The sequence below is a fragment of the Nocardia sp. NPDC004860 genome (genome assembly GCF_040609015.1).
GTDB lineage: Bacteria > Actinomycetota > Actinomycetes > Mycobacteriales > Mycobacteriaceae > Nocardia.
In genome coordinates this window covers 51383-76683 of sequence record NZ_JBEXJI010000017.1, presented here as the reverse complement: position 1 = coordinate 76683, position 25301 = coordinate 51383, and the positions used below count along the sequence as shown (strand labels likewise).

The following is a 25301-nucleotide window of genomic DNA, read 5'->3' as shown; positions in this document are numbered from 1 at the left end:
TGTTTTGCTGGCGGATGTGATCCGCCGCACACCGGCCCTTCTATGTGGCAAATCCTCACGAAAGCACGAATGCTGTGGACCAGAACGCTTCCCACGCCGCCGCCGCCGACGGCGTCCCTGATGACGACGATGTTCAACTCGCCGCTCTCGGCTTCACCTCCGAGTTCAAACGAGACATGAGCCCATGGGCGAATTTCTCCCTCGGATTCACCTATCTGTCGCCGGTCGTCGGCATCTACACGGTGTTCGCCATCGCCCTGGCCGCCGCTGGTCCGCCGATGTTCTGGAGCCTTCTGATCGCAGGCGCCGGCCAGCTGTTGGTGGCCCTGATCTTCGGCGAGGTCGTGGCACAGTTCCCGGTCGCTGGAGGGGTGTATCCGTGGGCCCGCAGGCTGTGGGGTCGCAAATGGGCTTGGATGACCGGTTGGGTGTACCTGTTCGCGCTGCTCGCCTCCATCGCCGGCGTCGCCTACGGTGCCGGACCTTTCGTCGCGGGCGCCTTCGGGTTCGCCCCGACGTCGACGACAACCATTGTGTGTGCCCTCGCCGTGCTGACGCTGGCCACGATCGCCAATTTCGGCGGTACCAAGATCCTGGGCTATATCGCCATCTTCGGATTTTCCGCCGAACTGCTGGGTGCGGTCGTGGTGGGCGCCTGGCTCCTACTCACCGAACGCCATCACGGGCTCGATGTCCTTTTCAACAGCTTCGGTGCCGAGGGCTCGCACAGCTTTCTGTACGCCTTCCTCGCCGCCAGTTTGATCGGAGTGTTCCAGTACTACGGATTCGAGGCCTGCGGCGACGTCGCGGAGGAAGTGCGCAATCCGGGGGTGCAGATCCCGAAGTCGATGCGCCGGACCATCTATATCGGCGGTGCGGCAGCGACCTTCGTCTGCCTGTGCTTGATCCTGTCGGTAGTCGATTTCGGTGCTGTGATCAGCGGTGCTGACCCGGATCCGGTGAGCACGGTCCTGGCACGGGCATTCGGGCCAGTGGGTTCGAAGTTGGTGCTCGGTGTTGTACTCATCTCGTTCGTGTCGTGCGCGTTGAGCCTGCAGGCTGCGGCCAGCCGTCTGGTGTACTCCTACGCTCGCGACGAGATGATCGTCGGTAGCCGGAAGCTGTCGCGATTCGATCAGCGTCGTGCGATCCCGCCGTATGCGCTGTTGCTTGCCGCCGTGATTCCCGGCTTGCTGATTATCGGGTCAGCGATGTCCGCTGACGCGCTGGCCAAGTTGATCAGCTTCGGTGCGATCGGGATCTACATCGCGTTCCAGATGGTGGTGTTCGCCGCCCTGCGTGCTCGGTTGAAGGGCTGGGTTCCCAATGGGCGATACCGGCTCGGCCGGTGGGCGTTGCCCGTCAACATCGCTGCGCTGGTCTACGGGCTGGCAGCCATTGTCAACATTGGCTGGCCGCGCACTCCTGAGGCGTCGTGGTACGACAATTTCATTGTGGTGTTGCTGAGCGTAGGCGTTATCGGCTCTGGCCTGCTGTATATGGGCATCGCTCGGTCACACAACAACGGAACTGCCCCTTACGGTGATGCCATTCCAGCACGTGCAGTCCCCGAGCCCGAGGCCGCCGCACCCCTCGCGCACCCCGAAACCACAGGCGCCGGTGATGCTCACTGACCAATCAGCCGATCCGATGCGCTGCGGCTCGGCCACCTCCACCCGCTCGGTCCGGACCGAGGTCGTTCGGAGGTGACCGGCGAATTGCGACTGATATGCGCCGATCTGGAAGCGCCACCGTTGTTCAGCAGGGCGACCGTCAATGGCACACGAGTCGGCTACGAACCCGCGGCGGCCGAGTTGGTCGGCTCACGGCTCGGCCGCACCGTTCATTGGGTTCACACCGTGTGGCGCGATATGGTGCCCGCGCTGTGGGACGGTCGGGGTGATGCCATCTGGTGTGGTCAAGGCATCACCCCGGCCCGTGCTGAGCTGGTCGATTTCACACGCTCGTACGCGATCTTCGATGAGTCCGCTCTGGTTGTCGCCGACAGCGGGATCGGTTCGGTAGGTGATCTGGCCGGCATGCGGGTGGCGGCGGTCGCCGAGACCACGAATCTCGCACTTTCCGAGACCTTCCCGGATGTCGGCATCGTGTCCTTCGACGGGAGTTCCGCAGATGTCCTGGGGGACATGGTTCGGGCGCTGCGCCGAGGCGTGGTGGATGCCGTTGTCCTCGACCACGGCGTCGCCGTCCCGCTGAGCGAGCAACCGAATCTCGCGATCGCCTTCACGATCGCTACTCGCAGCAGCTGGGGCGTGTCGGTGCCGAAAGGTCACCGGGAGCTACTGGCCGACCTCGATTCGGCGTTGGGCGAAGTCATCGGCGACGGTTCCCTCGAGCGGATATGGAAGCAATGGATGCCGACTCTTCCGTTCCCGCTCACCCACGACGAATGAGCGGTGTCGGCGCTTCCGTCTCATCACCGTTCCTTGTCGCAGGAACGAGATAACGGATCCTTCGGCCCGGACATTCCGTTGGACGATTTCGGTGAATACACGAACTTTTTGGAACGGCGAACAGGGAAGTACGCGAACCGAGAGCTTCTATCTCATGGTCCGACGCAGCTCGCGCGCCGACAGCGCGATCAACAATTCCGCCCGGACATGGGCCTGATTCAGATCGCGGGCCAGCAACTCGGAGATCTTACCGAGGCGATTTCGCAGCGTATGGCGGTGTACTCCGATCGCGTCAGCCGCACCTTCGATTTGCCCGTTGTGCTCGAGATAGGCCACGAGGGTCGTCGAGAGCGTGGTCGTACCCGCATGCGTCGCGTCGTAAGCGTCGAGCGGTGCCAGCGCTGACTCGAGAACCTCCAACTGTTCGCGGCTCTGGCTACCCAGCAATACCGAGAAGGTTCCGAGCTCGGCGAAATCGATCATGTGGCCGTGCAGCGCGGTATGACTTCGAGCTGCGGCGGCAGCAGCTTGACCGACACTGGCGGTCGCGTCCAACACCGGTACCGGCAGACCGACCCCGCCGTGGACTGGATGGTCCAGCTGCTTGACGAGCCGTTGCAGTACGTTCTGCCGCAGGTCCAAGGCACGGTCCTCGGACACTATGATGACCAGCCCCTTGTCGCGCGGCGCCATCAGGAACGAGATGCCGTGGTTATTCAGCAGCATGGTGATCCGACGTTCAGCGGCCGACCACGGGCCGATGCCTGTGACTACGAAAGCGACAACCCGGGAATCGCCGTCGAATCCGAAGTATCGAAGTGTGCTCGGATCGAGCGAGGAGCCGAGTTCGAGCAGGCTCCTGGTCACCGCCGCGCGAAGTCGCTGCTCGGTGTCCATGACGTCAGCGGGCTTGCCCATTTCGATCGAGATCAGCGACACCGCGTGAGTGGCGAGCAGCCGATCGGCGGAAGAGAGCGGCTGATCGGTGCCGATACAGAGGTAACCGTAAATTCCGTGCACCGCGGGCAGACTCTGCGCGGTGTAGTGCCCGTAGTCGTCGACGAGGACCTTGCTGGCCCGTCTACCACGATTCGGCCCAGACCGTTCCACGGCATTCAGTGCCTGCGCGTGGGCGATCACCCGCGCTGCGGCGTCGGCGCCATGGACGGCCAATACACGGTTGTCGTTGTCGAGGACTGCAACGGCCGACGACAGCGTGTGTCCGAGAGTGGACACCACGCCCTGGATCCCGCTCCGCAACGCCGCACGAACCAGCATCTCCTGTTGATCGACCACTCGCTTGACCGCACGTACCTGGTCGGCGGTCAACTCCTGGATGACCGCACGCGTGATGGCGACAAACGGCGTGGTCGGCGGAACGGCGAGCACAGGTAGGCCCAGGGTATCGCCGGCTTGGCGGATGCCGTCGGGCATTCGCGCGACGGTGGTACCCGTGTCCAGCGCGAGCGCGACGCATCCCGCTTGGACCAGGCGGGACACGTAGTCGAATTGTTCCTCCGCGGTGACGCCAATTCTCATGCCGGTGGTCATCACCAGTTCGCCGCCGGAGAGCCACGGACTCGGATCCGCCAACTCGATCGAATGAGCCCAGTCGATCATGCGATCTGCATTCTCATGCCCCGCGACGAGCGACAGCCCTAGGTCGCGCTGATGGGTAAGACGCCGGACTGTGAGCGCCACGGCACGCCTCCTCGTCGACAGTTTCCGCCAAATTTGATGTCCTCCCGATTATTTGTTTCTTCGCCGACGTGGTCTCTGTGCGGACCGCACAGAGAGTCTCGGAACGTTGTGCGCAGCGTACATGTTCTCGACGTTGCTCTTGGGTCTACGGTTTTTCCACCGGCTCATCGTCGTAACTTCAGGAATAAAATCGTCTCGGGGCGTTGGAGTGAAACCGATCGCTGGTCCACGACAATTCATTTTGAATTCGGGTGCCTCGTGGATCCGAAGAACTACTCCGAAGCCGATCCATGGGACCGGCAATCGCTACACAATCGGATCAATCTTGAAACGCAGTCGACCACGATTGATCGAGAAAAGAGAGAGACAATGACTTCCACCTTCGCTGTCACCGGGGCGACACTGATCGACGGGCGAGGCGGCGCGCCGGACATCAACTCGACCATCGTCGTCCGGGACGGGCGCTTCGCCGAAGTCGTGTCGAACGGCACGATCGACCTGCCCGACAATGTCGAGATCATCGATGCCACCGGCAAGTTCCTGCTGCCCGGCTACATGAACGGCAACGTCCATCTCCTCGATGGCATCATGATGATGGGTACCGGCGGCGTCGAATATCTCGCCCGCTACGAAGGCTCGTTCGTCGAGGTCATCGAAGAAGGTGCCCAGCTCACCCTCCGTAACGGCGTGACCACAGTGTTCGACACCTGGAACGCGCTGGAGCCGACTCTTGCCGCCCGCGACCGCATCGCCGCGGGTGTGACGCAGGGGTCGCGGATCTTCGCCGCAGGCAACATCGTCGGCATGGGCGGCCCTTTCAGCCCGGACTTCAACTTCCATGCCCGCCAGGTGATCAGCACGACCTTCGCCGACCGTATGGACGCACTGTTCGCCGCTGGAGTCGGAGCCGAACTCGCCTGGCTGCGGGAGGCCGAGGTCCGCGCCGTCCTCCGTGACTACATCTCCCGCGGAGTTGACATGGTCAAGCTCGCCATCAGTGACCATCTGACGGCAATCGGGTTCACTCGGACCTACCTCACATTCCCCGAGCGAATCCTGCGGGTTATGGCCGAGGAGATCCACAATGCCGGCCTCCCGCTACTGTCGCACACCTTGGCCCTCAACGCCTTGGAGATCGCCGCCGACATCGACAGCGACGTGATGATTCATCCGACGTGGAACGGAGGCATGCCGATCCCCGACGACGTGATTCAGAAGATCGTCGACAAGCGTATCGGCACCGGCATCCAGCCGCTCACCGACGACTACGGCAAGCGGCTGCTCGACGCGGGGCACCCGTTCGGGGGACTCGCTAATGAGGGGCATGTGCTCAGCGAGCGGAAGTTGATCGAAGCCGGCGCGAACCTGATCGTCGCAACAGATGCCGGCTGTACCACCCACGATGTGCTCAACGACCTCGGTGCCAACCTGCACGAGGATCGCCCATGGACCCTCGGCGAGGACCACTTCACCTGGGTCAAAGCACTGCGTAGTCGTGGTCTCAGCCCGATGGGCGCGATCCAGGCAATGACCCACAACATCGCCGAGTCCTACAACAAGCTGGACGACTTCGGCACCATCGAAGTCGGCAAGGTGGCCGACTTCGTGCTGCTCAACAGCGACCCGCTCGAAGACACCGAGCGGTTGCGCGACATCGCGGCCGTCTACAAGGAGGGTGTGCAGGTCGATCGCGAGGCGCTGCCGGTCAAGAAAATCGTCACCGCGCCCGCAGGTACGCCCATTCCGTCCTGATCGAGATCGCGCGGCAGTCTCATCTGAGCCCCCGTTCGAACTGGTTTTCGCCGTCCTGCGCTGACCGCTGAGGCGGTCGGCGCTTCCATTTGCAGTGTGTGTAGTCGAGGAATTTCGAGTTGAGTCATTACAAGAGCAACGTCCAAGACATCGGATTCAATCTGTTCGAGGTCTTGCGGGTCGGACACCTGCTCGAGGCGGGCCATTACGGAGACCTCGACGTCACCACCGCCCGGCACATCCTCGACGAGGTCGCGCGCCTGGCCGAGGGACCGCTCGCCGACTCCTACGCCGCGGCGGACCGCGATCCCGTGACCTTCGATCCCACCACCCACGAGGTGAACATCCCGGATCCGCTGCGCAAGTCCGCGCGAGCCCTCAAAGAATCCGGCTGGCTACGGCTCGGGCTTCCAGAGGCCCTGGGCGGCCTGCCCGCGCCCATGTCGTTGGTGTGGGCGGTGCGGGAAATGGTGCAGGCGGCCAATCCGCCCACGACCTTCCTCAACATGGGCCCGATGATCGGCGAGGCGCTGTTCGCGGTCGGCACCAGCCAACAGAAGCACTGGGCGGCACAGGGACTGGACCTCGGCTGGACCGGCACCATGGTGCTGACCGAACCCGATGCGGGCTCCGACGTCGGTGCCGGTCGTACCAGAGCGATCGAGCAACCCGACGGCTCCTGGCATATCGAAGGCGTGAAGCGATTCATCTCCGGCGGAGACGTCGGGGATCTCGCCGAGAACATCTTCCATCTCGTGTTGGCGCGTCCGGTGGGGGCCGGACCGGGCACGAAGGGGCTGAGTCTGTTCTATGTTCCGAAGTACCACTTCGATCCGCAGACGATGGAAATCGGCGAACGGAACGGAGTCTTCGTAACCGGTATCGAACACAAGATGGGAATCCGGTCATCGCCGACGTGTGAGATCGCCTTCGGTGCGACTGACATTCCCGCGGTGGGCTGGCTCGTCGGTGACGCCCACGACGGTATCGCGCAGATGTTCAAGGTCATCGAGAATGCGCGCATGATGGTCGGGGCCAAGGCGGCGGGCATCCTCTCCACCGGTTATCTGAATGCGCTGGCCTACGCCAGGAATCGCGTGCAAGGCGTGGACATGGTGCGGTCGGGAGACCGGTCAGCGCAGGGTGTCACCATCATCCATCACCCCGAGGTGCGCCGTTCGCTGCTGACCCAGAAGGCGTATGCGGAAGGCCTGCGCGCGCTGTACATGTTCGCCGCGGTTCACCAGGACCGTGTAACCGAACTGCCGCTGTGCGTATCCGGTGCCGATCCTGCGCTCTCGGCGGCCCTCAACGACCTGCTGCTGCCGATCGTGAAGGGGTTCGGCTCCGAGCGCGCATACGACACTCTGAAGTTGAGCCTGCAGGTTCTTGGCGGGTCGGGCTATCTGCAGGACTATCCGATGGAGCAGTACATCCGCGACACCCTGATCGACACGGTTTACGAAGGGACGACAGCGATCCAGGCGAACGACTTCTTCTTCCGCAAAGTGTTGCGTGATCGGGGCGGGGCGCTGTCCTACCTGCTTGGACTTGTCACCGTTTCCGCAACCGCCGATGGGCCGGAGGGCATCCTGGCCGACGAACGGAGTCTGCTGCGTGGCGCGCTCGAGGATGTCCAGGCGATGGTGTCAAGCATGACGGAGTTCGCCTCGGCGTCGAGGCAAGAGCCCTATGAGATCTACAAGGTCGGATTCGCAGCGGTGCGCTTGCTATATGCGGTGGGCGATCTGTTGATCGGGTGGCGATTGCTGGAACAAGCACGGGTCGCTTCCCACGCTCTGAGTGACGGAGCCGGAATGATGGACCGGAGCTTCTACGAGGGGAAGATCGCCGTGGCGTCGTTCTTTGCCCGGAATGTGCTACCCGAATTGTCCGCGACCCGGCAGGTTTTGGCGGCGCTGGACACACAGCCGATGGCCCTCGCCGAGTCGGCCTTCTGATTCGCGCTCACAGCTGCCCGCGCTGTGTTCCTCAGGAGGCGGCTGCCGCCTCACGGACCAGCGCGGCGACCGCTGCGACGGCTGGCGAGGTGTCGGTCTCCCGCCGAGCCAAAAACAGCTCGATCGTTTCCCGTTGTCGTAGGGGGCGGTAGGCGATCCCCTCCAGGCCAAGAGCGCGCACGGGTTCGGGTGCAAGCGCCACTCCGAGCCCTGCAGCGACGGAGATCGCGACATTGGCGGTCTCGCTCACCTCGAGGACCGAGGGCGAGAACCCTGCGCGTGAGCGTGCATCGAGTACGAGGTGATACATCGCCGACCGGTCACCGGACGGGTGGATGACGAACGTCTCTTCGTTCAATGCGGCGAGGTCGACGGCCTCCCTGTGGGCTAATGGGTGAGCTGTGGGGAGTACAGCAAGCAACTGTTCGGTGTGCAAACGCTCGAGTTCGATACTGGGCGCGTCGGGCGTCGGCGGGTTCAGGCGCCGGGTCCTGGGACGTGGCCCGGGCTCGGAGGCGGACGAACCAGTGCAAGGTCGTATTCGCCGGTGACCAGGCCGTCGATCAGGTGGGGCGACAGCAGCTCACTGCGCACCCGCAGGTCGATGCCAGGCAGTGAGGTAGTAGTCAGATGGGCCAGCCGGGGCCACAGCGCGGACGCCGTTCGGCCGGACGGGAGGTGCGCCCTCCGACCAGCGCCCCGACGACCTGGCAGCCACTGCGCTGTCAGGTGTGCTGGCCCGAGCGCCGAAATTGCTCCCTGCCGAGATCGGCGACGTGATCTGGGGATGTGCGAACCAGGCCGGTGAGGACAATCGCAATGTCGGGCGGATGGCGGTGCTGGTGGGCGGATTGCCGACCGCTGTTCCCGCGACGACAGTGAACCGGTTGTGTGGTTCTTCCCTCGACCCCGTAATGATCGCTGCCCGGGCCGTCGAGGCCGGGGACGCGGATCTGGTGGTCGCTGGGGGAGTGGAATCTATGACGCGGGCACCAGGGTGTTGCCGAAGCCCGCGCGCGCATTCCCGGTGGCCGACACCACCGCGGTATCGACCACCCTTCGGTGGCGGCTGATCAACGACAAGATGCCCGCTCCAGTGGACGATCTCTCTCGGAGAGTGCAACGAACAACTCGCCCAACGGTTCGGCATTACCCGTGCGCGACAGGACGAATTCGCTGCGCGCTCGCACCGATTGGCTCACGAGGCGTGGAACGCGGGCTTTTATGACGAACTCGTCGTGCCATGCGGCGAACTGATCCGCGACGAGGGAATTCGGCCCGACACCACAGCCGAGAACCTGGCCGGGTTGAAACCTGCCTTCCGGCCGGATGATTCACTCACAGCCGGAAGCGCGTCGCCACTCAACGACGGTGCCGCGGCCGTTCTGATCGCGAACGATACCGTCGATCCAGGAATCGACCCGATGGCGAGAATCGCTGGCCGCAGGGCGCGATCCACGCCGTCGGAGATGCGATGGACCTTGCCATCGGGGCGAGGCAGATCTTCGTGATGATGACTCTGTTCGCCAAGGACGGGACCGCGAAACTGGTTCCGTCCTGCACCTATCCGCTCACCGGACTCGGCTGCGTATCGCGTGTCTACACTGATCTCGCTGTCTTCGACATCGCAGCAGACGGCGTGGTGGTCAGGGACACCTTCGGAATCACGGTCGAGGAACTGACCGACCGCTTGGACGTGCCGCTGCGCATGTGAGACTCACGCCTCACCGAGGTCGGCGAGGGTGGCCTGTGCGATGCGGAAGGCGGTATTCGCGTCGGGCACACCGCAGTAGATTGCAGACTGCATGATCAGCTCCTTGATCTCGGAGACGGTGAGGCCGTTGGTGCGGGCGGCGCGCACGTGCATCGCGAACTCCTCGTGGTGTCCGCGGGCGATGAGCGCGGTCAACGTGATCAGCGACCGAGCGCGCCGGTCGAGTCCGGGTCGGGTCCAGATGCCGCCCCAAGCGTATTCGGTGATGAACTGCTGGAATTCGCGGGTTAGGTCGGTGGCAGCGGCGGTGGCTCGGTCGACATGGCGGTCACCGAGCACCTCCCGCCGTACGGTCGTTCCGGCCGCGCGGAGGTCCGCGAGGGTCCGCTCGTCCCTGGACGCCGCGCGGGCGTGCTCGCTGATCAGTTTGGCGACCTCGCGCGGCGCTTCGGCGGGGGCTAGGTGAGCGACGCCGGGCAGCACGACCAGCCGTCCGTGTTGTACGCCGCGGGCGATCACGTCCAGGCTGTCCGGCGGGGTCGGACCGTCGTCGGCGCCCGCGACGGCCAGCACCGGGACGGTGATCTCACCGAGCCGGTCGCGCACGTCGAAATCCGCGAGCGCACCACAGACCGCGACGTAGCCGGTGTCGTCGGTCTCGGCCAGCGCGTGCAACAGCGCGCTGGCGCGCTCGGGTTCGCGTTCGACAAAGCCTGGACCGAACCAGCGTTGCGCCGAGACCGCTACCATCGCCGTAGTTCCGGTGGTACGCACCGTGCGCTGTCGCTCACGCCAATCTTCCGGATTGCCGATCCGGGCACCGGTACAGAGCAGGGTCGCGCTGGTAATTCGATCGGGGTGGTCGAGCAGGAGTTGCAGCCCTACAGCTCCGCCCACGGAGTCACCGGCGTAGTGGAAGGTCGGGATTGCGCCGGTTCCGTCGATCTCGCGGAGTGCCTCGAGCATGTCTCTGGCCAGGTCGGCGATGGTGATCGGCTTCTCGGGGAGGTGGGTGTTGTGGCCGTGACCGGGCAGATCCCATCCGACGACGTGGAAGTCGCGGCCTAGTTCGGTCGCGGTCGCGGACCACAGTGCGGTGCTGGAAGTTCCGAGGGATGGTCCGGTGACGAGCAACGGAAGGCCAGGGTGTCCGGCGAGCCGGACTGCGGTGACGCTCATGCGTTCTCCTGGAGGTGGGTGCGGGCCCGGTCGACTGCTTCCTGGACTAAGTCGTCGGCGAGGCCTTGGTATGTGGGGTGGGGAGGGTGGCCGGCGAGAGCTGCCATCCCGCGCTGCTCTGCGTGCAGATCGGTCTCGATCTCGGCCACTCGCCGCGCCATGCGGGTGGTGTTCACGCGCAGTCCGGTGAGGAGCACGCTGGTCTGGGCGGCGGCGACGACGGTGCGGCGGAGCAGGATGGCGAGTGTGCCCCACTCCAGATGCCAAGCGCCGTCGGCGCGTTCGTCCACCTGTTCGCCGGCCGCGATGTGCAGAGTCGCGCCCAGCGCTGGGGCGGCGAGGGCGGCGCGTCTGATCAGGATCGGCAACGTGGGGTTGGCCTTGTGCGGCATGGTGGACGAGCCGCCCGGGTCGGCCTGGGCCAGTTCGCCGATCTCCGGCCGGGTGAGTGTGAGCACGTCGTTGGCGATCCGTCCCCACGAGTCGTTCGCGCGGACCGCGGCGTCGCCGAGCGCGGTGATTGTGGCGCGGTGGGTGTGCCACGGTACGGCCGCCGCCAGACCTAGTGCCGCAGGGAAGGCAGTGCGGCAGGAGTGTGCTGCGCTCGGCCCCGCGAGCTCCACGAGCCCGGAGAGGGTTCCGGCCGCGCCACCCAGTTGGACGGGATAGATCCGCGCGATGAGTGCGTCGTCGGCGTCGAGTAACCCGTGCAGCCAGGTCGCGACCTTGGCGCCGAACGTAGTCGGGACGGCCGGTTGGGTGAGGGTGCGGGCCGCCATCGGCGTCGCGCGGTGAGCGTCGGCGAGGTCGGTGAGCAGACGGATCTGCGTCGTCAGTTCGCCCCGAACGCGCCCGACAGCGTCGCGAGCGCACAGCATCAAGGCGGTGTCCACTACATCCTGGCTGGTCAGGCCTCGGTGCAGCCATTCGGCGGCGTCCGGGTTACCTGTCGCACGAAGCCGCTCGCGCAGCAGTGCTACCGCGGGAATCACCGGATTGCCCCCGGATTCGGCGTCTGTTGTCAGATGAGGCAGATCGGACTCGCCGACAAGATCGCCGATTGGTACATACCGGGGAGCGACGCCGTGCTCGGCGAGTACTAGTAGCCACCTGTCCTCGGTCAGCGCCAGTGCCCGTAGGAAGGCCGCATCGCTCATCACGTCGCCTGCGCGGTGGTCGCCGGGCCAAAACAGCGAGTTCACGGGTGGCGTCGGTAGGACAGGAAGGGTGTCTCCTGGACGCCCTGCAGGTTGATGTCGAATCGCAGCTCGTCCTGGTCGGGGACACAGATGAGTGCTGCGGCGCGCTCGCCGAGCGAGCCGAGCAGTGCATCGGGCGCGCTATCGCCCAGCGGTAGGTAGGCGCGGGTGAACAGTCGATCCAGCAGACCGCGGGCGAAGACCGCGACCGCGAAGAACGGCAGTGAACCGCCGACCGCGCCGGGTGCCAGTGTCGTGAACGTGTAGTTGCCTTCGCGGTCGGTACTCGCGCGGCCGAACCCGGTGAAGGTGTGGCCATCGCGGTGGAAGGTGCCGTTGCGGTCGGGCACTCGTCCAGAGGGGTCGGCCTGCCAGATCTCGACCAGTGCGTCGGGTATCGGTGCTCCTGCGCCGTCGCGGACGGTGCCGACGAGGCGGACCGCCCCCGGGGTACCGGGGGCGACGAGGTCGCGGTCGCCGTCGAACGGCAGTGCGTAGTGGAAGAACGGTCCGATGGTCTGGCCCGGGGTGGGGATGGCGAGAGAGGTCACAGGTTGTCCTCCTTGTCGAGTGGTGTGCGATGGGGTCCGGTGAGGACGATGTCCCAGCGATACCCTGTCGCCCATTCGTGGGTTGTGAGTTCGTGGTCGTATGTCGCGACCAGACGCTGTCTGGCGTGTGGGTCGACGATGGATTGATAGATCGGGTCGAGTGCGAACAACGGGTCTGCGGGGAAGTACATCTGCGTCACCAGACGCTGGGTGAACTCTGTGCCGAACAGTGAGAAGTGGATGTGCGCGGGCCGCCAGGCATTGTGGTGGTTGCGCCAGGGGTAGGGGCCCGGCTTCACGGTGGTGAATCGGTAGTAACCGTCGTCGTCGGTGAGGCAGCGGCCGGCGCCGGTGAAGTTCGGGTCGATCGGTGCCGGATGCCTATCGCGCTTGTGGACGTATCTGCCGGCGGCGTTGGCCTGCCAGATCTCGACGAGCTGGCGACGTACTGGGCGGCCGTGACCATCGATAACCCGGCCCGTCACCACCATCCGTTCGCCTACCGGCTCTCCGTTGTGCTGGATGGTGAGGTCGGCCTCGAGTGGATCGATGTCGCGTTCGCCGAAGCACGGTGTCCACAATTCGATTCCCTCGGGGTCGGCGTGGTGCAGGCTCTTGGTCGGGTGCCGCAGCAGGCTGGACCGATAGGGCGGGTAGTCGCGTCGCGGGCCGAGTTCGGCCTCGGATCCGGTAGCCCGCTGGTTCTCGTAGCCCGTTGCGGCTTCGGCGATCTCGGCGCTGATCTGGACCTGGCTGTCCAGGTCGGTGGTGGTCGTCATGGGTCCTCCGTTCGTTGGCACCGTATGAGATCGGGATCCCGGACTGCCAGCGTCTTCTTCCGTTGAACGGAAGTTTGCGTGATACTCGGGCGATGCCCCCGACCAATGCCCCCGGTCGATCGGTGACCAGTCGTTCGCTTGCGTTGCTTGCGGCGTTCGACACCACACATCGGCGCCTCGGGCTCACCGAGCTCGCCACCCGGGCCTCGATGCCGCTCGCCACCGCTCATCGGCTGGTCGGTGAGCTGGTGGCATTCGGAGCCTTGGCCAGAACCGGTGCCGGGGATTATGTGATCGGTCGTCGCCTGTGGGACCTGGGCCTACTGGCTCCGGTGCAGGGAGGGCTGGTCGAGACGGCATCTCCCTTCCTGCACGACCTGTTCGGAGCGACCCACGCGACGGTCCATCTCGCTGTCCGGGACGGAACCAGGGTCCTCTACCTAGACCGGCTGCGCGGTAGCGCCTCTGTTCCGATCCTGAGCACGATCGGTTCCCGTCTGCCGCTGCACGCGACCGCCGTCGGCAAGGTTCTACTCGCGCACGCGCCCGCCGATGTTGTCGAGTTCGTGCTCGCCGATCTTCACCGGGTGACTTCCTACACTGTTACCAGCTCAGTCACGTTGAGGCGGCAGCTGGATCGGATTCGGCGTGACGGCTATGCCACCACCTCTCAGGAGATGAGCCTCGGGGCGTGTTCGGTCGCCGTCCCGATCCGGCACGACGGCCGGGTCGTGGCCGCGCTCGGCATCGTCGTGCCGTCGCTGCGAGCGCATCAGTCGCGGCTGGTGGGTGCGCTTCGGGTCGCGGCGCGCGGGGTCGAACGGTCGCTGTGACGATAAGGCGGTTCCTCGATCGGCCGGTGCGAGGCCCAGCGATACGAGGCTGTCATGCGCCGTTCCCTTGGCCTGCTCGTCTGATGTCGTCCAGCTCTGCGATGACCTCGCGGCACAAGTCGGCCCCTGGCTCGATCAGAACCTTATCGAGGACCAGGGTTTGTCGTACCGTAATGCGAGGTCCACGATGACTACCGATCCGCCTCCGGGTACCGATGACGATCTCGTCGCGCAGCAGCAGGGGCTGCTGCGCGACGAGATCGCGCTGTCGTGGCGGCGGTCGATACTCGCTGGTCTGCGCCCGGACGACCCGTTCGACGAGGACTCGATCGCCGAAGCCGATCGGCGTAGCCACCTCTTCGAGGCGGCTACGCCGATCCTGGACCGCATGCAGTCCGACTTTGCGGAGACACGGTACTGCGTAATGCTGGCCGACCGGGACGCCCGCCTTATTGATATGCGCGTCGGCCAGCGCCGCATCCGGGACCGAATCGAGGAGGACGGGGCGGTCCAGGGCAGGCTGTTCACCGAGGAATACACCGGTACCAACTCCATCGCCACCGTCTACGAGACCCGGCAACCGCTGGCCGTCCACGGCGACGAGCACTTTGTCGAGGTGATGAAGAAGTACAGCTGTTACGGGTATCCGATCGTCCATCCCACGACCCGGCGACTCCAGGGCGTCCTCGACGTCACCTTCCTCAGCGAGGACGACAGTCCACTGCTCAAACCCATGCTGGCCCGTGCCGTCGAGGATCTCCAACACCGACTGCTCGAGGGCGCCCGCTCCGCCGAGATTGCCCTGCTGGCCATTTTCCAGGACACGGTCGCCCGCCGCCGGGGCGCCCCGGTCGCCGCAATCGGCGACGATGTGTTGTTCACCAACACCGCCGCCCGGCAGATCCTCGATGCGGTCGATCACACCGTGCTGCGGGCGCTGACCGAGTCCACCCCCAGCGGCCGGCAGCTCAGCAAGATCGTCACCTTGAATTCCGGGCTGATGGTTCGGGTGAACTGGAGTCGGAGCGGTGCCCGCGGTGGGGTGGTGCTTGAGTTCGACCCCACCGGCTCCGGCGCATCGGCCACCACGGGTGCTGCCATCCACCGCCCCCCGATCCAGGCCGAGGTCGGGCGTACCCTCGAAATGAAAATGGCGACCGCCCGAGCGGGCATGCTGTCCACCCTGGTCGAGGGCGAACCGGGAACGGGTAAGAGCCACACTCTGATGCTGTTGGCCGCTGGCGCCCAGATCGCCAGCCATCGGGCCGCCGTACTGACCGAGAAACCGGCCGCAGCCTGGCTCGACGCCCTGCGCCGGTCGCTGCGCGCCCACACCGGCCTGGTCGTGGTCGAGGACTTCCACCTGCTTCCACCGCCGATGGCACGTCGGGTCAGTGATCTGCTGATCGACAGCCCGGCGTGGTGGGCGATCTCGAGCGCCCCCCTCGCGCCCGACGCGGCCGAGCACCAGCGCATTGTGCCGCACGCCCGGATGCAGATCACGCTGGCACCGCTGCGGGCGCGAACCGACGAGCTACCCCAACTGGTCCGGGAGATCCTCGCCGACCTCGGCGGCGACAGCAGCGTCCGGCTGACGGCCGGCGCGATCGAGGCGCTCACCCGACATCGATGGCCGGGCAACCTCAGCGAACTGAAAATGGTGCTCAAGGCCGCCGTAGCGCACCGCTCGTCCGGCGACATCACCGCCGAGCAACTCCCGGCATTTACCCGCCGGAAGCAGCCGCGGCGGTTGCTCAGCCCGCTACAGGCCGCCGAACGGGACGTGATCGAACGGGAACTCGACCGGTGCGGCGGCAACAAGCTGGCGGCGGCGAAAAAGCTTGGCATCAGCCGCACCACCCTCTACAAGCGCATGGGACAACTCGGCATCATCAGCTAACCCATGCTGAGACAAAAGAATGTCCAGTCCGCGAACACTCCACGAACATGATTCGGGTCACGATGGCCGCATCGCACCACCTCTTGGTTTCAAAGGAGCCTGGCAATGACGCTGCACATCGACTCGCTGTTCATTGGCGGCGAGTGGATCCCCCCGACCACCTCGCACCGCATCACCGTGATCTCGGCGAGCACCGAGGACGAGATCGGGTCGGTTCCCGAGGCCCGCGACGGTGACGTCGACGCTGCGGTCGCGGCCGCCCGCGCTGCCTTCGACGACCCCTCCGGCTGGTCGCGGTGGTCCCCGGACCGACGCGCCGATGCTCTCGACAGCCTCGCCGCGGAACTCGAATCCCGTGCCGAGGAGATCGCGCGGCGAGTCTCCGCTCAGAACGGCATGCCGATCTCCATCGCCCGCCAGCTTGAGACGGCATTCCCGGTGGCGATCATCCGCTACTACGCCGGTTTCGTCCGCGAGGCCACGTTCGAGCAGTCGCACCCGCACCTGCTCGGCGGCACCACCACCGTCCGCCGCGAACCACTCGGGGTTATCGGTGCCATCGCACCGTGGAACTTCCCGCAGGCTCTCGCCTCGTTCAAGTATGCGCCCGCCCTGGCGGCCGGCTGTACCTTGGTGCTCAAACCGTCCCCCGAAACGGTCCTCGACGCCGTGCTATTCGCCGAGGCCGTCGCCGCGTCGCAGTTGCCCGCCGGGGTGATCAACATCGTCCCCGGCGGCCGCGACACCGGCGCCTACCTCATCGAACACCCGGGGATCGACAAGGTTGCGTTCACCGGTTCGACCGTCGTCGGTCGGCAGATCGCCGAAATCTGCGGGCGGCTGCTGCGCCCGGTGACCCTCGAGCTCGGCGGCAAATCCGCCGCCATCGTCCTCGACGACGCCGACCTTGATTTGGCCACCATCGGTGAGAAGTTGTTCGGAGCCACCCTGCTCAACAATGGGCAGACGTGCTTCCTCGGCACCCGCATTCTGGCGCCGCGTAGCCGCTACCACGAGGTGGTCGGGGTGTTCGAGGCCCTCGCCTCCTCGCTCAAGGTCGGTGACGCTCTGGACCCGGCCACCCAGATCGGGCCCTTGGCCAGTGAACGCCAGCGCGAGCGCGTCGAAGGGTACATCGCCAAGGGGATCGGCGACGGTGCCCGGCTGGTAACCGGTGGGCGCCGGCCTGCCGCACTGGACCGTGGCTGGTTTGTCGAACCCACAGTTTTCGCCGACGTCGACAACCAACGTGCCATCGCGCAGGAGGAGATCTTCGGGCCTGTGCTGTCGGTGATCCCCTACACCGACGTCGACGACGCGATCGCCATCGCCAACGCCTCCGATTATGGGCTCGGCGGCACCGTGTGGACCTGCGACACCGACCGCGGCATGGATGTCGCCCGCAGAGTGCGGACCGGCACGATCGGAGTCAACACCTACCTTCCCGACCCCGGTTCGCCGTTCGGCGGGATCAAGAACAGCGGCATCGGTCGCGAACTCGGCCCCGATGCGATCGCCAACTTCCAGAACACCAAGTCGATCTACGCGTAGGAGGCGGGCGATGAGCAAGGGCTACAAGTGGATCGCTGACGAGCGTGAAGGCCTCGATCCCTACGTGGACTACGAGAAGATCTGGAAGTTGTCGACGTGCTACTACATCAACGACTTCATGATGAACGTTCTTTACGCCACCGGCTTGCCGCACTTCATCCTCCCCCCGCACGGCGCTGAGGCCATGTACCGGGCCAACACCGGGAAGGCGATCAATCAGCCGGACAAGCGCGAATCCGATACCGCCAAGCACTTCTGGCGGTGGTTCGAATACGGGCCATCCGACATGATCACCCAGAAGTCGGTCAAGCAGGTCAACGCTATTCATGCGGGAATCGCCAAAAAATACCCGGGCCGGTACGCCTATATCGAGGACTTCACGTACACGATGTGCTGGATCGGTGCCGACGCACACCGGCTGCGGCTGCGCCTGGGGCTTTCCGGGTACACCGAGAAGCAGAAGATCGCGGCGCACCTGTACTGGCAGGAGATGGCCAAGCTGTTCCGAGCCGAGGAGGATGCGCTGATCTCCGACTTCCCGACCAGCTTCGACGGGATGCTCGAGTACATGGCCGAATTCGAGGGACGAGACTGGCCGTACACCGAGGAAGGCGCGAAAACGTGTGAGGCACTCCTCGCCCAGTTCGCCAACCGGTGGTTCCCGAAAGGCACCCGATTCCTAGGTCGGCAGATGATCCTGTCGCTGCTCGACGAGTCCCCGCACCGCGTGCACCGACTGCCCTACCCGAACGTGCTGATCCGCAAGATAGTGGAATTCGCTTTCGCGGCCGTCGTCTACAGCCAGGAACAAATCCTTCCCGACCCGAGGATCAGTACCCCGGAACGGCATCGCAAGACCGCAGCGGCCAGAACCGCAGCGGCCAGGAAGGGCAAGGCGGACAAGTCGCAGCAGCCTGACCCAGCGGAGAGATCACGCTCCCTGTAGATCGTTCGACGTGAGGAGAACCCCGGTGCGGAGTCGGCTTGGTGGGAGCTGCCCCGCCCGGGCAGGCCCGTGGCGCCACCCTGCGCTGCAAGATCATCGCTGTTCCGCCCGTTTCGCCCACCCAACAGCGCAAGCCCGTGCTGTACCTACCCGCCGACTGGGCCACGATTCTGGCAGGCCACCACGATCTCGATCACCTCAAACATCCCTACCTACCCCTGCAACAATGGTGGGAAAGCTGGGCAGACCAGCGGCTACCTCGATGCTTGAAGATCGGTTGTCTATGTGCCACAAAGGCAGGCAGACAACCGACAGCCCTGTTGGTGGGTCGAGGCTTAGATCCGGTTCGGGCCGCGGTGTCCCGATGTGCCGATCGACCAGCACCACTGCCTCGACGACTGGATCCGGTGGGCGGTTCCGGGCGCCGAGCAGAGGCGCCGTCGCGGCGCATCGTGGTCGCGTAATTGTCCATCACGGCCACTGTGGGGAGGGGTCTGTGAGCCCACACTGGTTACGGAGCCATCGCGCAGGGCGATTGCAGGTCCCAGGGGAGTCGAGGAGTATAGATGACCGAATTCACCTACCGGTTGCCGCAGAAGCGCCGGATTGCCACCGACATTCCGGGGCCGCGGTCGACTGAGTGGGAAATTCGGCGGCGTGCGGCGGTGGCAGCCGGACTCGCCTCCTCGGTTCCGGTGTTTGCGGTCGACGCCGACGGCGGCGTGATCGTCGACGTCGACGGCAATTCGCTGATCGACCTCGGTTCAGGTATCGCCGTCACGACCGTGGGCGCCTCGCACACACTGGTCGCGGCGGCCGTCGCCGATCAAGCTGCGCGATTCACCCACACCTGTTTCATGGTCACCCCGTACGACGGCTACGTGCGAGTGGCGGAGGAACTGGCGAATCTCACCCCTGGCGAGCACGAGAAACGCTCGGTGTTGTTCAACTCCGGCGCCGAGGCCGTCGAGAACGCAGTGAAGATCGCACGTCTGGCGACCGGGCGCAGCGCAGTGGTGGCCTTCGACCACGCCTACCACGGTCGCACCAATCTGACGATGGCCTTGACCGCAAAGGCGATGCCGTACAAGTCGCAGTTTGGTCCGTTCGCGCCTGAGATCTACCGTATGCCCGGTTCCTATCCCTTTCGTGACGAGCCGGGATTGTCGGGGGCCGAGGCGGCTCGGCGCGCGATCGCGCGTATCGAGAAGCAGATCGGCGCGGACTCCGTCGCGGCGTTGGTATATGAGCCCATCCAGGGTGAGGGGGGCTTCATTGTTCCCGCAGAGGGTTTCCTGCCTGCGTTGAGCGTGTGGGCGCGGGCAAACGGAGTGGTATTCATTGCCGACGAGGTCCAGACCGGATTCGCACGGACAGGGGACTGGTTCGCCTGTGATCACGAAGGTGTCGTCCCGGACCTGATCACGACCGGAAAGGGAATCGCCGGAGGAATGCCGTTGGCGGCGGTTACCGGACGGGCCGACCTACTCGACGCTGTCCACCCCGGAGGCCTGGGCGGGACCTACGGTGGTAACCCTGTGGCTTGCGCTGCCGCGCTGGCCACGCTGGAGTTCATGCGGGAATCCGACCTGCCCGCACGTGCTCGCGAGATCGAGGAGCGGGTTGTCCCGCGTCTGCGTGAGCTGGCCAGGGAGATCGAGACCATCGGCGAGGTGCGAGGTCGCGGTGCGATGCTCGCGATCGAGCTCGTCCGCCCAGGCTCCAACGAACCCGATGCCGAACTGGCGAAAGCCGTGGTGAGCGAAGCGCTGTCACACGGGGTGATTGCTCTCACCTGTGGCACCTACGGCAACATCATTCGCCTGCTGCCGCCGCTGGTCATCAGCGATGAGCTGCTCGCCGACGCGCTTGATGTACTGGAGGCGGCACTCCGGGCCCGCAGCGCGGCCCGAGTCCTTGCGTTTGAATCCTGACAGGAAAACACCTGGTGGTCGGCGCTTATCGGAAGCTGCTCATCTCCCGTGCCGCCTGGTCTACCTGGCGGACCGCCTTCGCGGATCCATAACCGCGCAGACTTACCTCCGCCGACTCTATTCCGGTCGGGTGGAATCGATCGCGCAAGTGTCGAACTGCAAGTTGCGTACCAGGAGCATGGGGGCTCACCGCCGAGATGACTGCTCGTGCGCTGCAGCTGCGGCTCGGCCCGGGCAGTGCGGCTGAGCCGTCCAGGTTGGGGCCGTCGACCAGCGACAACCAAGACAGCGGAATCTTCGGGTGGTCGGTGTAAACCGCGGCAAATCGTCGATGTTGCGGCACCGTTCGGTCGTCCCACAGAGGCGATACAGGCGATATATATCGGGGCCGCCTTTCTCCCGACCCACCTTGTACGTCCATGACGGCATTGAGCCAGGCCGAGCGCCTGCTGGAAAGGCCTCGGGCCCGGACACCGATGGTGCCCGGGCCCGAGGCGGTACCGTCAGAAAGTCCGGATCAACTTTTTGTTGGCGAACTCGTCCATGCCGCGTGGGCCGAGCTCGCGCCCGAATCCGGAGCGCTTCACTCCGCCGAACGGCAGATCGGCCTCCGAATCGGAGTTTCCGCCGACGTAGACCATGCCGGCTTCGAGCCGCTCAGCGACATACCGCGTCTGCTCGGTGTCGCGTCCGAACACCGCGGCGCCCAGTCCGTACGGGGAGTCGTTGGCGAGTTCGATGGCCGCATCGATATCGGCCACCCGGAAGATCGAGGCGACCGGCCCGAAGAGTTCTTCCGACCACGCGCGCATACCGGGCGTGAGGTCTGTCAGCAGCGTGGGTGCGAGGTAGCTGCCCGGTCCGTCGACCGCGTGTCCGCCGCTGCGCAGTGTCGCCCCGCCCGCGACGGCGTCCTCGATCTGTTCGAGCAGTTCGGCGCGGGCGCTGAAGGTCGATACAGGGCCGAACCGGGTGGTGGGGTCGAGCGGATCACCTGGCTCGATTGCACGGATCTCCTCCTCGACAGCAGCTACGAACTGCTCGTAGACAGCGTCCAGAACGATGAATCGCTTCGGCGATGTGCAAGCCTGCCCCGCGTTGGACATTCGGCCAGTCACTGCGGCACGAGCGGTTTCGCGCAGGTCGTGGTCGTCGAGCACGATGAACGGATCGTTCCCGCCGAGTTCCAGAACGACCTTCTTGAGGTGTCGGCCGGCCTGCTCGGCGACGATCGCCCCGGCGCGCTCACTGCCCGTCAGTGAGATGCCCGCGACACGCGGATCGGCGATGATTCGCGACACCTGGTCGTGGGTCGCGAACAGGTTGATGTAGGCGCCCTCGGGCAAACCCGCATCTCGGAGCAATTCCTCGATCGCGATCGCGGATTGGGGGCAGTTCGCGGCGTGCTTGATCAGAATCGTATTGCCCAGTGCGAGATTCGGAGCTGCGAATCGGGCCACCTGGTAGTGCGGGTAATTCCAGGGCATGATGCCCAAGAGCACGCCGATCGGTTCGGTACGGACGACCGCGGTGCCTCCGCTGCGCACCGACAACTGTTGCTCCGCGGTGAATTCTGCGGCGTTGGTGGCGTAGTAGTCGAAAATGTCGGCGGATACCGCCATCTCGCCGCGCGCCTGAGAGATCGGCTTACCCATCTCGAGGCTGACCAGGCCCGCGAGTTCCTCCGCGCGCTCGCGGTAGAGGTGTGCGGCCCGCGTCAGGACGGTGGTGCGCTCGGCTAGGGGGGCGTGTCGCCATAGGCGGTAGCGCTCAGCAGCGTGGTTGATCGCGGCGCTCACCTGTTCGTCGGTGGCGTGCTCGAATCGCCGGACCGGTTCCCCGGTGGCCGGATTGACGGTCTCGTATGCAAGGGCCATGACTACCTCGATTGTTGTGGAAGGGACGGCGAACCTCGATGGGCCGTCGAACGACAGCTTAAAAGCTAGAAGTAGATTATATAGTCTTGAAGTTCGAGAAAGGTATCGATCATGGAAGAGCGCCTAGCAGTCGATCCGACGGGGTTCGTCTTCGACCAGCCGGAGCCCTGGGGAGTGCCGCGCATCGCGGTCGTTGCCTCATTGTGGTTTCCGGGCATGTCGGGACAGACCCGAGAATTGATGACGCAGTTGACCGCCACCGCCTTCCAAGCAGTGCGCGATGCGGGAGGATGGCCGACGCTGGTCGACAGCAGCGCACCTCGGGCTGAGGCCGACACCGTCGTCGGCGCAGCCGACGGAATGCTCTTCCTGGGCGGCGGTGATGTCGACGCGCGGCTGTACGGTGTCGAGGGGCCGGTTCCGAACTCCTACGGGGTCGATCGCGCCGCTGACGACTATTGTCTCGATCTGCTGGGGTGCGCACTCGCGGCGGATCAACCGGTGCTGGCGATCTGCCGGGGCTCGCAACTGCTCAACGTCGTCTGCGGTGGTTCCCTGATTCCCGACATCGAGGACTTCGCACCGCACCGCGGCAGGCCCGGCGCGTCCCTGTTCGTGGATGAGACGATCGAACTTGTCGAGGGCAGCCGTATCCGAGACATTCTCAAACGTGACCTGGTGACGGTCCGCTCGGCGCATCACCAGGCAGTGGACCGCCTCGGTGAGGGCCTGATGGCCGCAGCAGTCGCTGCCGATGGCGTTGTTGAGGCTACTGAGCACATCGGTAAACGTTGGGTGCTCGGCCTGCAATGGCATCCAGAGGAGATCGACGGCGACGCCGACGACCGCTCCAGGATCTTCGGGGCATTCGTTGATGAGACGGCCCGTGTGGCTGCATCACGCTGACGTGGATCGCTGACATCGCCGTTGTGACGATGTCAGCGATGCACGACGTACAGCGTTGCTCCGGCGGCATCGAGACGTGTGGTGTGGAAGCCTGAGGGCACACGCTCGATCCGGTCACCAGTGATGAACCGACTCGAATTGCCCACCAGGACACTGTAGTGAGAGCTCAGCAGGGCTGCCGGGGCGGGAACGCGGTGTATGAGCGGGGTGAGAGCCCTCTCGAAATCCGCCATCCTCATGTCGATACCGGTCACGCCGATCGGTCGGCCGTGTACCACCGTGCGGGTGGTCAAGGTCACCACGTACTCGTCGATCCCGAGATAGTCGATGTAGGGTCCGGTGATCCAGTGCCGTCCCGATCGGAACGGCGTCACAAACCACTCGAGCTGCTCGTAGTCGTAGAAGCGGTCGTGGGTTGGATTGACGCCGAAACTCTGGCGCGCAACACCATTCGCGTCGTCGCGCTTCCACCATTCGAGGACGCCTTCGTGGGTCGCGGTCCGCGAGCGCGTGAAGATCACTCCCGCCCCGTCAGCGCTGGGATGGTCGAGTAGAAATCGCTGCACGCGGCGCTCGATGCCGGCCCGGCCAATGCGGGCGAGATCGGTTACGTCGTCAGCCGGGTTCGTCCCCTGCTCGAGCAGATCCACGAAGTCGCTGTTCATCGCGTCGAGCTCAGTGAACAGGCGACTGAACCAGTCGGCGAGTGCATCGAGGCCGATCGCGAGATCTCCCGACTCGGTCATGCCCTACGCCTTTCGTCGCTGCCCAGAGTTTGTCCAGCCGTGGCCTCCATCGAAATCTTTGCATCTATGAGCTGGAACGCGCCGCGGTCGATGTGTTCGCTGATTGCGCCGGCCGCACGGTCGGGATCGTTCGCCCGTATCGCATCGATCACCGCGAGGTGGTCGACGTGTGCGGCTGTACTGCTCATCCCCGGCACGACACCGGACCACAGAAGAGGGGTAACTTCGCTCTGTAGTCGCAGTTCCGCGCGCATTAAACGAGGTGATTGTGCGAGCACTGCCAGTTCGATGTGGAAGCGACTGTCGGCACTGGCGCGGGCTCCGGGGGTGTTGGCTGCGAGCAGGTTCTCGGCGATTCCCGTGAGCCTCTCGATGGACTCGCCCCAGGAACGTGTCGCCGCCAGCCGAGCGACCGCAGTTGCGACGGCTACCTGCTCGTCGCGGAGGTCGCGTAGCTCGACGATGCTGGTGTGAGCCAAAACCGTGCGCATTTCGTCCGGCGAGGGGAAGGGCGTCCGCACGACGAAGGTGCCGCCGCCGCGGCCGCGGCGTGTCACGACCAGTTCGCGTTCGCGCAGCACCGCGAGTGCCTTCCGTAGTGTCGCGACCGCCACGCCGAACTGGTGTGCAAGTTCGATCTCGGTGGGGAGTCGCTCACCGACCGAGAGCAGTCCGATCGAGATGGACGAGGCGATCCGGTCGGCGATGGCGACGCCATTGTCAGTCGTGGTGGGGTCGCCGAGACCGGATATGAGAGAAGTTCGGTCCTGCATTCGACTCCTCGGGATCGCTGTCGACACGGTGGAAGGCCCGTTCATTGTGCCGGACAGAGAAAGGCCGCCATGCGCGCGCCGAGGTCGCGGGCGGGGATGTAGTCATCGCCCGACGCGGTCGCCGGCGAGCGCCTGGACAATGCCCGGGAGCCAGGCCAACGCTAGATCACTGGCGAGGTCCCACGACGATGCGTCGTGCCGGCCGTATTCGCCGACTCGGACGCCGCCCAGTTCGGTGAATTTCCGGTCGATGATCTCGCTACCCTGACTGTAGGTGCTCTCGTAGAAGGTGTCGCCGAGCCCGAACATCGCATATCGCACGCCCGTCAGATCGGGGGCAGTCTCTTCGAGTCGCGTGCCGAACGGGAGCGCCGACTCGGGAAGCTCCCCTTCACCGTGGGTTGAGCACACCACAATGTAGTGCGTATCGGGCTTGATCAGCGCGGGGTCGAAGTCGCGGAGGTCGGATACGGTCACGTCATGGTCGGCTTGCAGTGCCGCCCCGAGGTCTTCGGCAACGAGCTCGGAGTTGCCGGATTCGGTCCCGTACAAGACTGTAATTTTCATCGAATTCCTCAGGTTTTC

20 protein-coding genes and 2 pseudogenes are annotated in these 25301 nt (G+C 65.1%); 12 read left to right on the top strand and 10 right to left on the bottom strand.

All coding sequences use genetic code 11. The annotated features are described in order from the left end of the window. The first annotated feature begins 74 nt into the window (after positions 1 to 74). Both ABZV44_RS27375 and ABZV44_RS27370 read left to right on the top strand, forming a co-directional pair. Positions 75 to 1634, top strand: coding sequence for an APC family permease (locus tag ABZV44_RS27375; protein WP_354841989.1), 1560 nt, complete (start codon positions 75 to 77; stop codon positions 1632 to 1634). Between the two features lie 72 nt (positions 1635 to 1706). Beyond that, a complete protein-coding gene (locus tag ABZV44_RS27370; RefSeq protein WP_354841987.1) occupies positions 1707 to 2414 on the top strand; it encodes an ABC transporter substrate-binding protein in 708 nt (235 codons plus the stop codon). A gap of 147 nt (positions 2415 to 2561) precedes the next feature. Here the strand turns inward: ABZV44_RS27370 and ABZV44_RS27365 are convergent, their stop codons facing one another. Beyond that, a complete protein-coding gene (locus ABZV44_RS27365; RefSeq protein WP_354841984.1) occupies positions 2562 to 4115 on the bottom strand; it encodes a PucR family transcriptional regulator in 1554 nt (517 codons plus the stop codon). Between the two features lie 258 nt (positions 4116 to 4373). On the opposite strand from ABZV44_RS27365, the gene ABZV44_RS27360 reads away from it, so the two are divergent. After that, the gene (locus ABZV44_RS27360) at positions 4374 to 5867 is read left to right on the top strand and encodes an amidohydrolase family protein (RefSeq protein ID WP_354841982.1); all 1494 of its coding nucleotides are present in this window, start codon (positions 4374 to 4376) and stop codon (positions 5865 to 5867) included. Between the two features lie 119 nt (positions 5868 to 5986). Then, entirely contained in the window at positions 5987 to 7828 is a 1842-nt protein-coding gene (locus tag ABZV44_RS27355; RefSeq protein WP_354841979.1) for an acyl-CoA dehydrogenase, read from the top strand. Between the two features lie 31 nt (positions 7829 to 7859). On the opposite strand, the gene ABZV44_RS27350 is transcribed toward ABZV44_RS27355, so the two are convergent. Further along, positions 7860 to 8309 (bottom strand): LysR family substrate-binding domain-containing protein, encoded by a 450-nt coding sequence (locus ABZV44_RS27350; protein ID WP_354842240.1) that lies wholly within the window; start codon positions 8307 to 8309, stop codon positions 7860 to 7862. Between the two features lie 178 nt (positions 8310 to 8487). Here ABZV44_RS27350 and ABZV44_RS27345 point away from each other — a divergent pair. Together ABZV44_RS27345 and ABZV44_RS27340 are read left to right on the top strand one after the other, a co-directional pair. Then, positions 8488 to 9339: pseudogene (locus tag ABZV44_RS27345) on the top strand (thiolase family protein); the annotation flags it as partial. Beyond that, positions 9279 to 9542: pseudogene (locus ABZV44_RS27340) on the top strand (CoA-transferase); the annotation flags it as partial. The pseudogenes ABZV44_RS27345 and ABZV44_RS27340, both read left to right, overlap by 61 nt. Positions 9543 to 9545: 3 nt before the next feature. On the opposite strand, the gene pcaC reads toward ABZV44_RS27340, so the two are convergent. Genes pcaC through pcaH form a run of 4 tightly spaced genes read right to left on the bottom strand, consistent with a single transcriptional unit; the run spans position 9546 to position 13250 of the window. Then, positions 9546 to 10721: a 4-carboxymuconolactone decarboxylase gene (pcaC, locus tag ABZV44_RS27335; protein ID WP_354841976.1), complete on the bottom strand. Its 1176-nt coding sequence runs from the start codon at positions 10719 to 10721 to the stop codon at positions 9546 to 9548. Then, the gene (locus ABZV44_RS27330; RefSeq protein WP_354841973.1) at positions 10718 to 11923 is read right to left on the bottom strand and encodes a lyase family protein; all 1206 of its coding nucleotides are present in this window, start codon (positions 11921 to 11923) and stop codon (positions 10718 to 10720) included. The genes pcaC and ABZV44_RS27330 overlap by 4 nt, the downstream gene beginning before the upstream one ends. Beyond that, the gene (gene pcaG, locus ABZV44_RS27325; RefSeq protein WP_354841971.1) at positions 11920 to 12471 is read right to left on the bottom strand and encodes a protocatechuate 3,4-dioxygenase subunit alpha; all 552 of its coding nucleotides are present in this window, start codon (positions 12469 to 12471) and stop codon (positions 11920 to 11922) included. Before pcaG ends, ABZV44_RS27330 begins: the two co-directional genes overlap by 4 nt. Then, positions 12468 to 13250, bottom strand: a complete 783-nt coding sequence (gene pcaH, locus ABZV44_RS27320; protein WP_354841968.1) for a protocatechuate 3,4-dioxygenase subunit beta — start codon at positions 13248 to 13250, stop codon at positions 12468 to 12470. The genes pcaG and pcaH overlap by 4 nt, the downstream gene beginning before the upstream one ends. A 92-nt stretch (positions 13251 to 13342) precedes the next feature. Here pcaH and ABZV44_RS27315 point away from each other — a divergent pair, with 92 nt between their 5' ends. The 5 genes from ABZV44_RS27315 to gabT all read left to right on the top strand — a co-directional run bounded on the left by ABZV44_RS27315 (position 13343) and on the right by gabT (position 20414). Further along, positions 13343 to 14083, top strand: a complete 741-nt coding sequence (locus ABZV44_RS27315) for an IclR family transcriptional regulator (protein ID WP_354841965.1) — start codon at positions 13343 to 13345, stop codon at positions 14081 to 14083. A 187-nt stretch (positions 14084 to 14270) separates the two neighbouring features. Continuing rightward, entirely contained in the window at positions 14271 to 15983 is a 1713-nt protein-coding gene (locus tag ABZV44_RS27310) for a helix-turn-helix domain-containing protein (protein WP_354841963.1), read from the top strand. A 105-nt stretch (positions 15984 to 16088) separates the two neighbouring features. Further along, positions 16089 to 17534 carry an aldehyde dehydrogenase gene (locus ABZV44_RS27305; protein ID WP_354841960.1) on the top strand — a complete coding sequence of 482 codons (1446 nt, stop codon included), beginning with the start codon at positions 16089 to 16091 and terminating at the stop codon, positions 17532 to 17534. Between the two features lie 10 nt (positions 17535 to 17544). Beyond that, positions 17545 to 18480 carry a hypothetical protein gene (locus tag ABZV44_RS27300; RefSeq protein ID WP_354841957.1) on the top strand — a complete coding sequence of 312 codons (936 nt, stop codon included), beginning with the start codon at positions 17545 to 17547 and terminating at the stop codon, positions 18478 to 18480. Positions 18481 to 19046: 566 nt separating this feature from the next. Continuing rightward, positions 19047 to 20414 carry a 4-aminobutyrate--2-oxoglutarate transaminase gene (gene gabT, locus ABZV44_RS27295; RefSeq protein WP_354841954.1) on the top strand — a complete coding sequence of 456 codons (1368 nt, stop codon included), beginning with the start codon at positions 19047 to 19049 and terminating at the stop codon, positions 20412 to 20414. A 503-nt stretch (positions 20415 to 20917) separates the two neighbouring features. On the opposite strand, the gene ABZV44_RS27290 is transcribed toward gabT, so the two are convergent. Next, on the bottom strand, positions 20918 to 22291 hold the full coding sequence (locus tag ABZV44_RS27290) for an NAD-dependent succinate-semialdehyde dehydrogenase (RefSeq protein ID WP_354841951.1): 1374 nt from the start codon (positions 22289 to 22291) through the stop codon (positions 20918 to 20920). A gap of 111 nt (positions 22292 to 22402) precedes the next feature. Between ABZV44_RS27290 and ABZV44_RS27285 the strand changes: the two genes are divergently transcribed. Next, positions 22403 to 23197, top strand: a complete 795-nt coding sequence (locus tag ABZV44_RS27285; protein ID WP_354841948.1) for a gamma-glutamyl-gamma-aminobutyrate hydrolase family protein — start codon at positions 22403 to 22405, stop codon at positions 23195 to 23197. A 32-nt stretch (positions 23198 to 23229) separates the two neighbouring features. On the opposite strand, the gene ABZV44_RS27280 is transcribed toward ABZV44_RS27285, so the two are convergent. The 3 genes from ABZV44_RS27280 to ABZV44_RS27270 form a co-directional block, all read right to left on the bottom strand. After that, positions 23230 to 23943, bottom strand: a complete 714-nt coding sequence (locus tag ABZV44_RS27280; RefSeq protein ID WP_354841946.1) for a hypothetical protein — start codon at positions 23941 to 23943, stop codon at positions 23230 to 23232. Beyond that, positions 23940 to 24716: an FCD domain-containing protein gene (locus tag ABZV44_RS27275; RefSeq protein ID WP_354841944.1), complete on the bottom strand. Its 777-nt coding sequence runs from the start codon at positions 24714 to 24716 to the stop codon at positions 23940 to 23942. Before ABZV44_RS27275 ends, ABZV44_RS27280 begins: the two co-directional genes overlap by 4 nt. A 102-nt stretch (positions 24717 to 24818) precedes the next feature. Next, on the bottom strand, positions 24819 to 25283 hold the full coding sequence (locus ABZV44_RS27270; protein ID WP_354841941.1) for a flavodoxin domain-containing protein: 465 nt from the start codon (positions 25281 to 25283) through the stop codon (positions 24819 to 24821). Positions 25284 to 25301 lie beyond the last annotated feature (18 nt).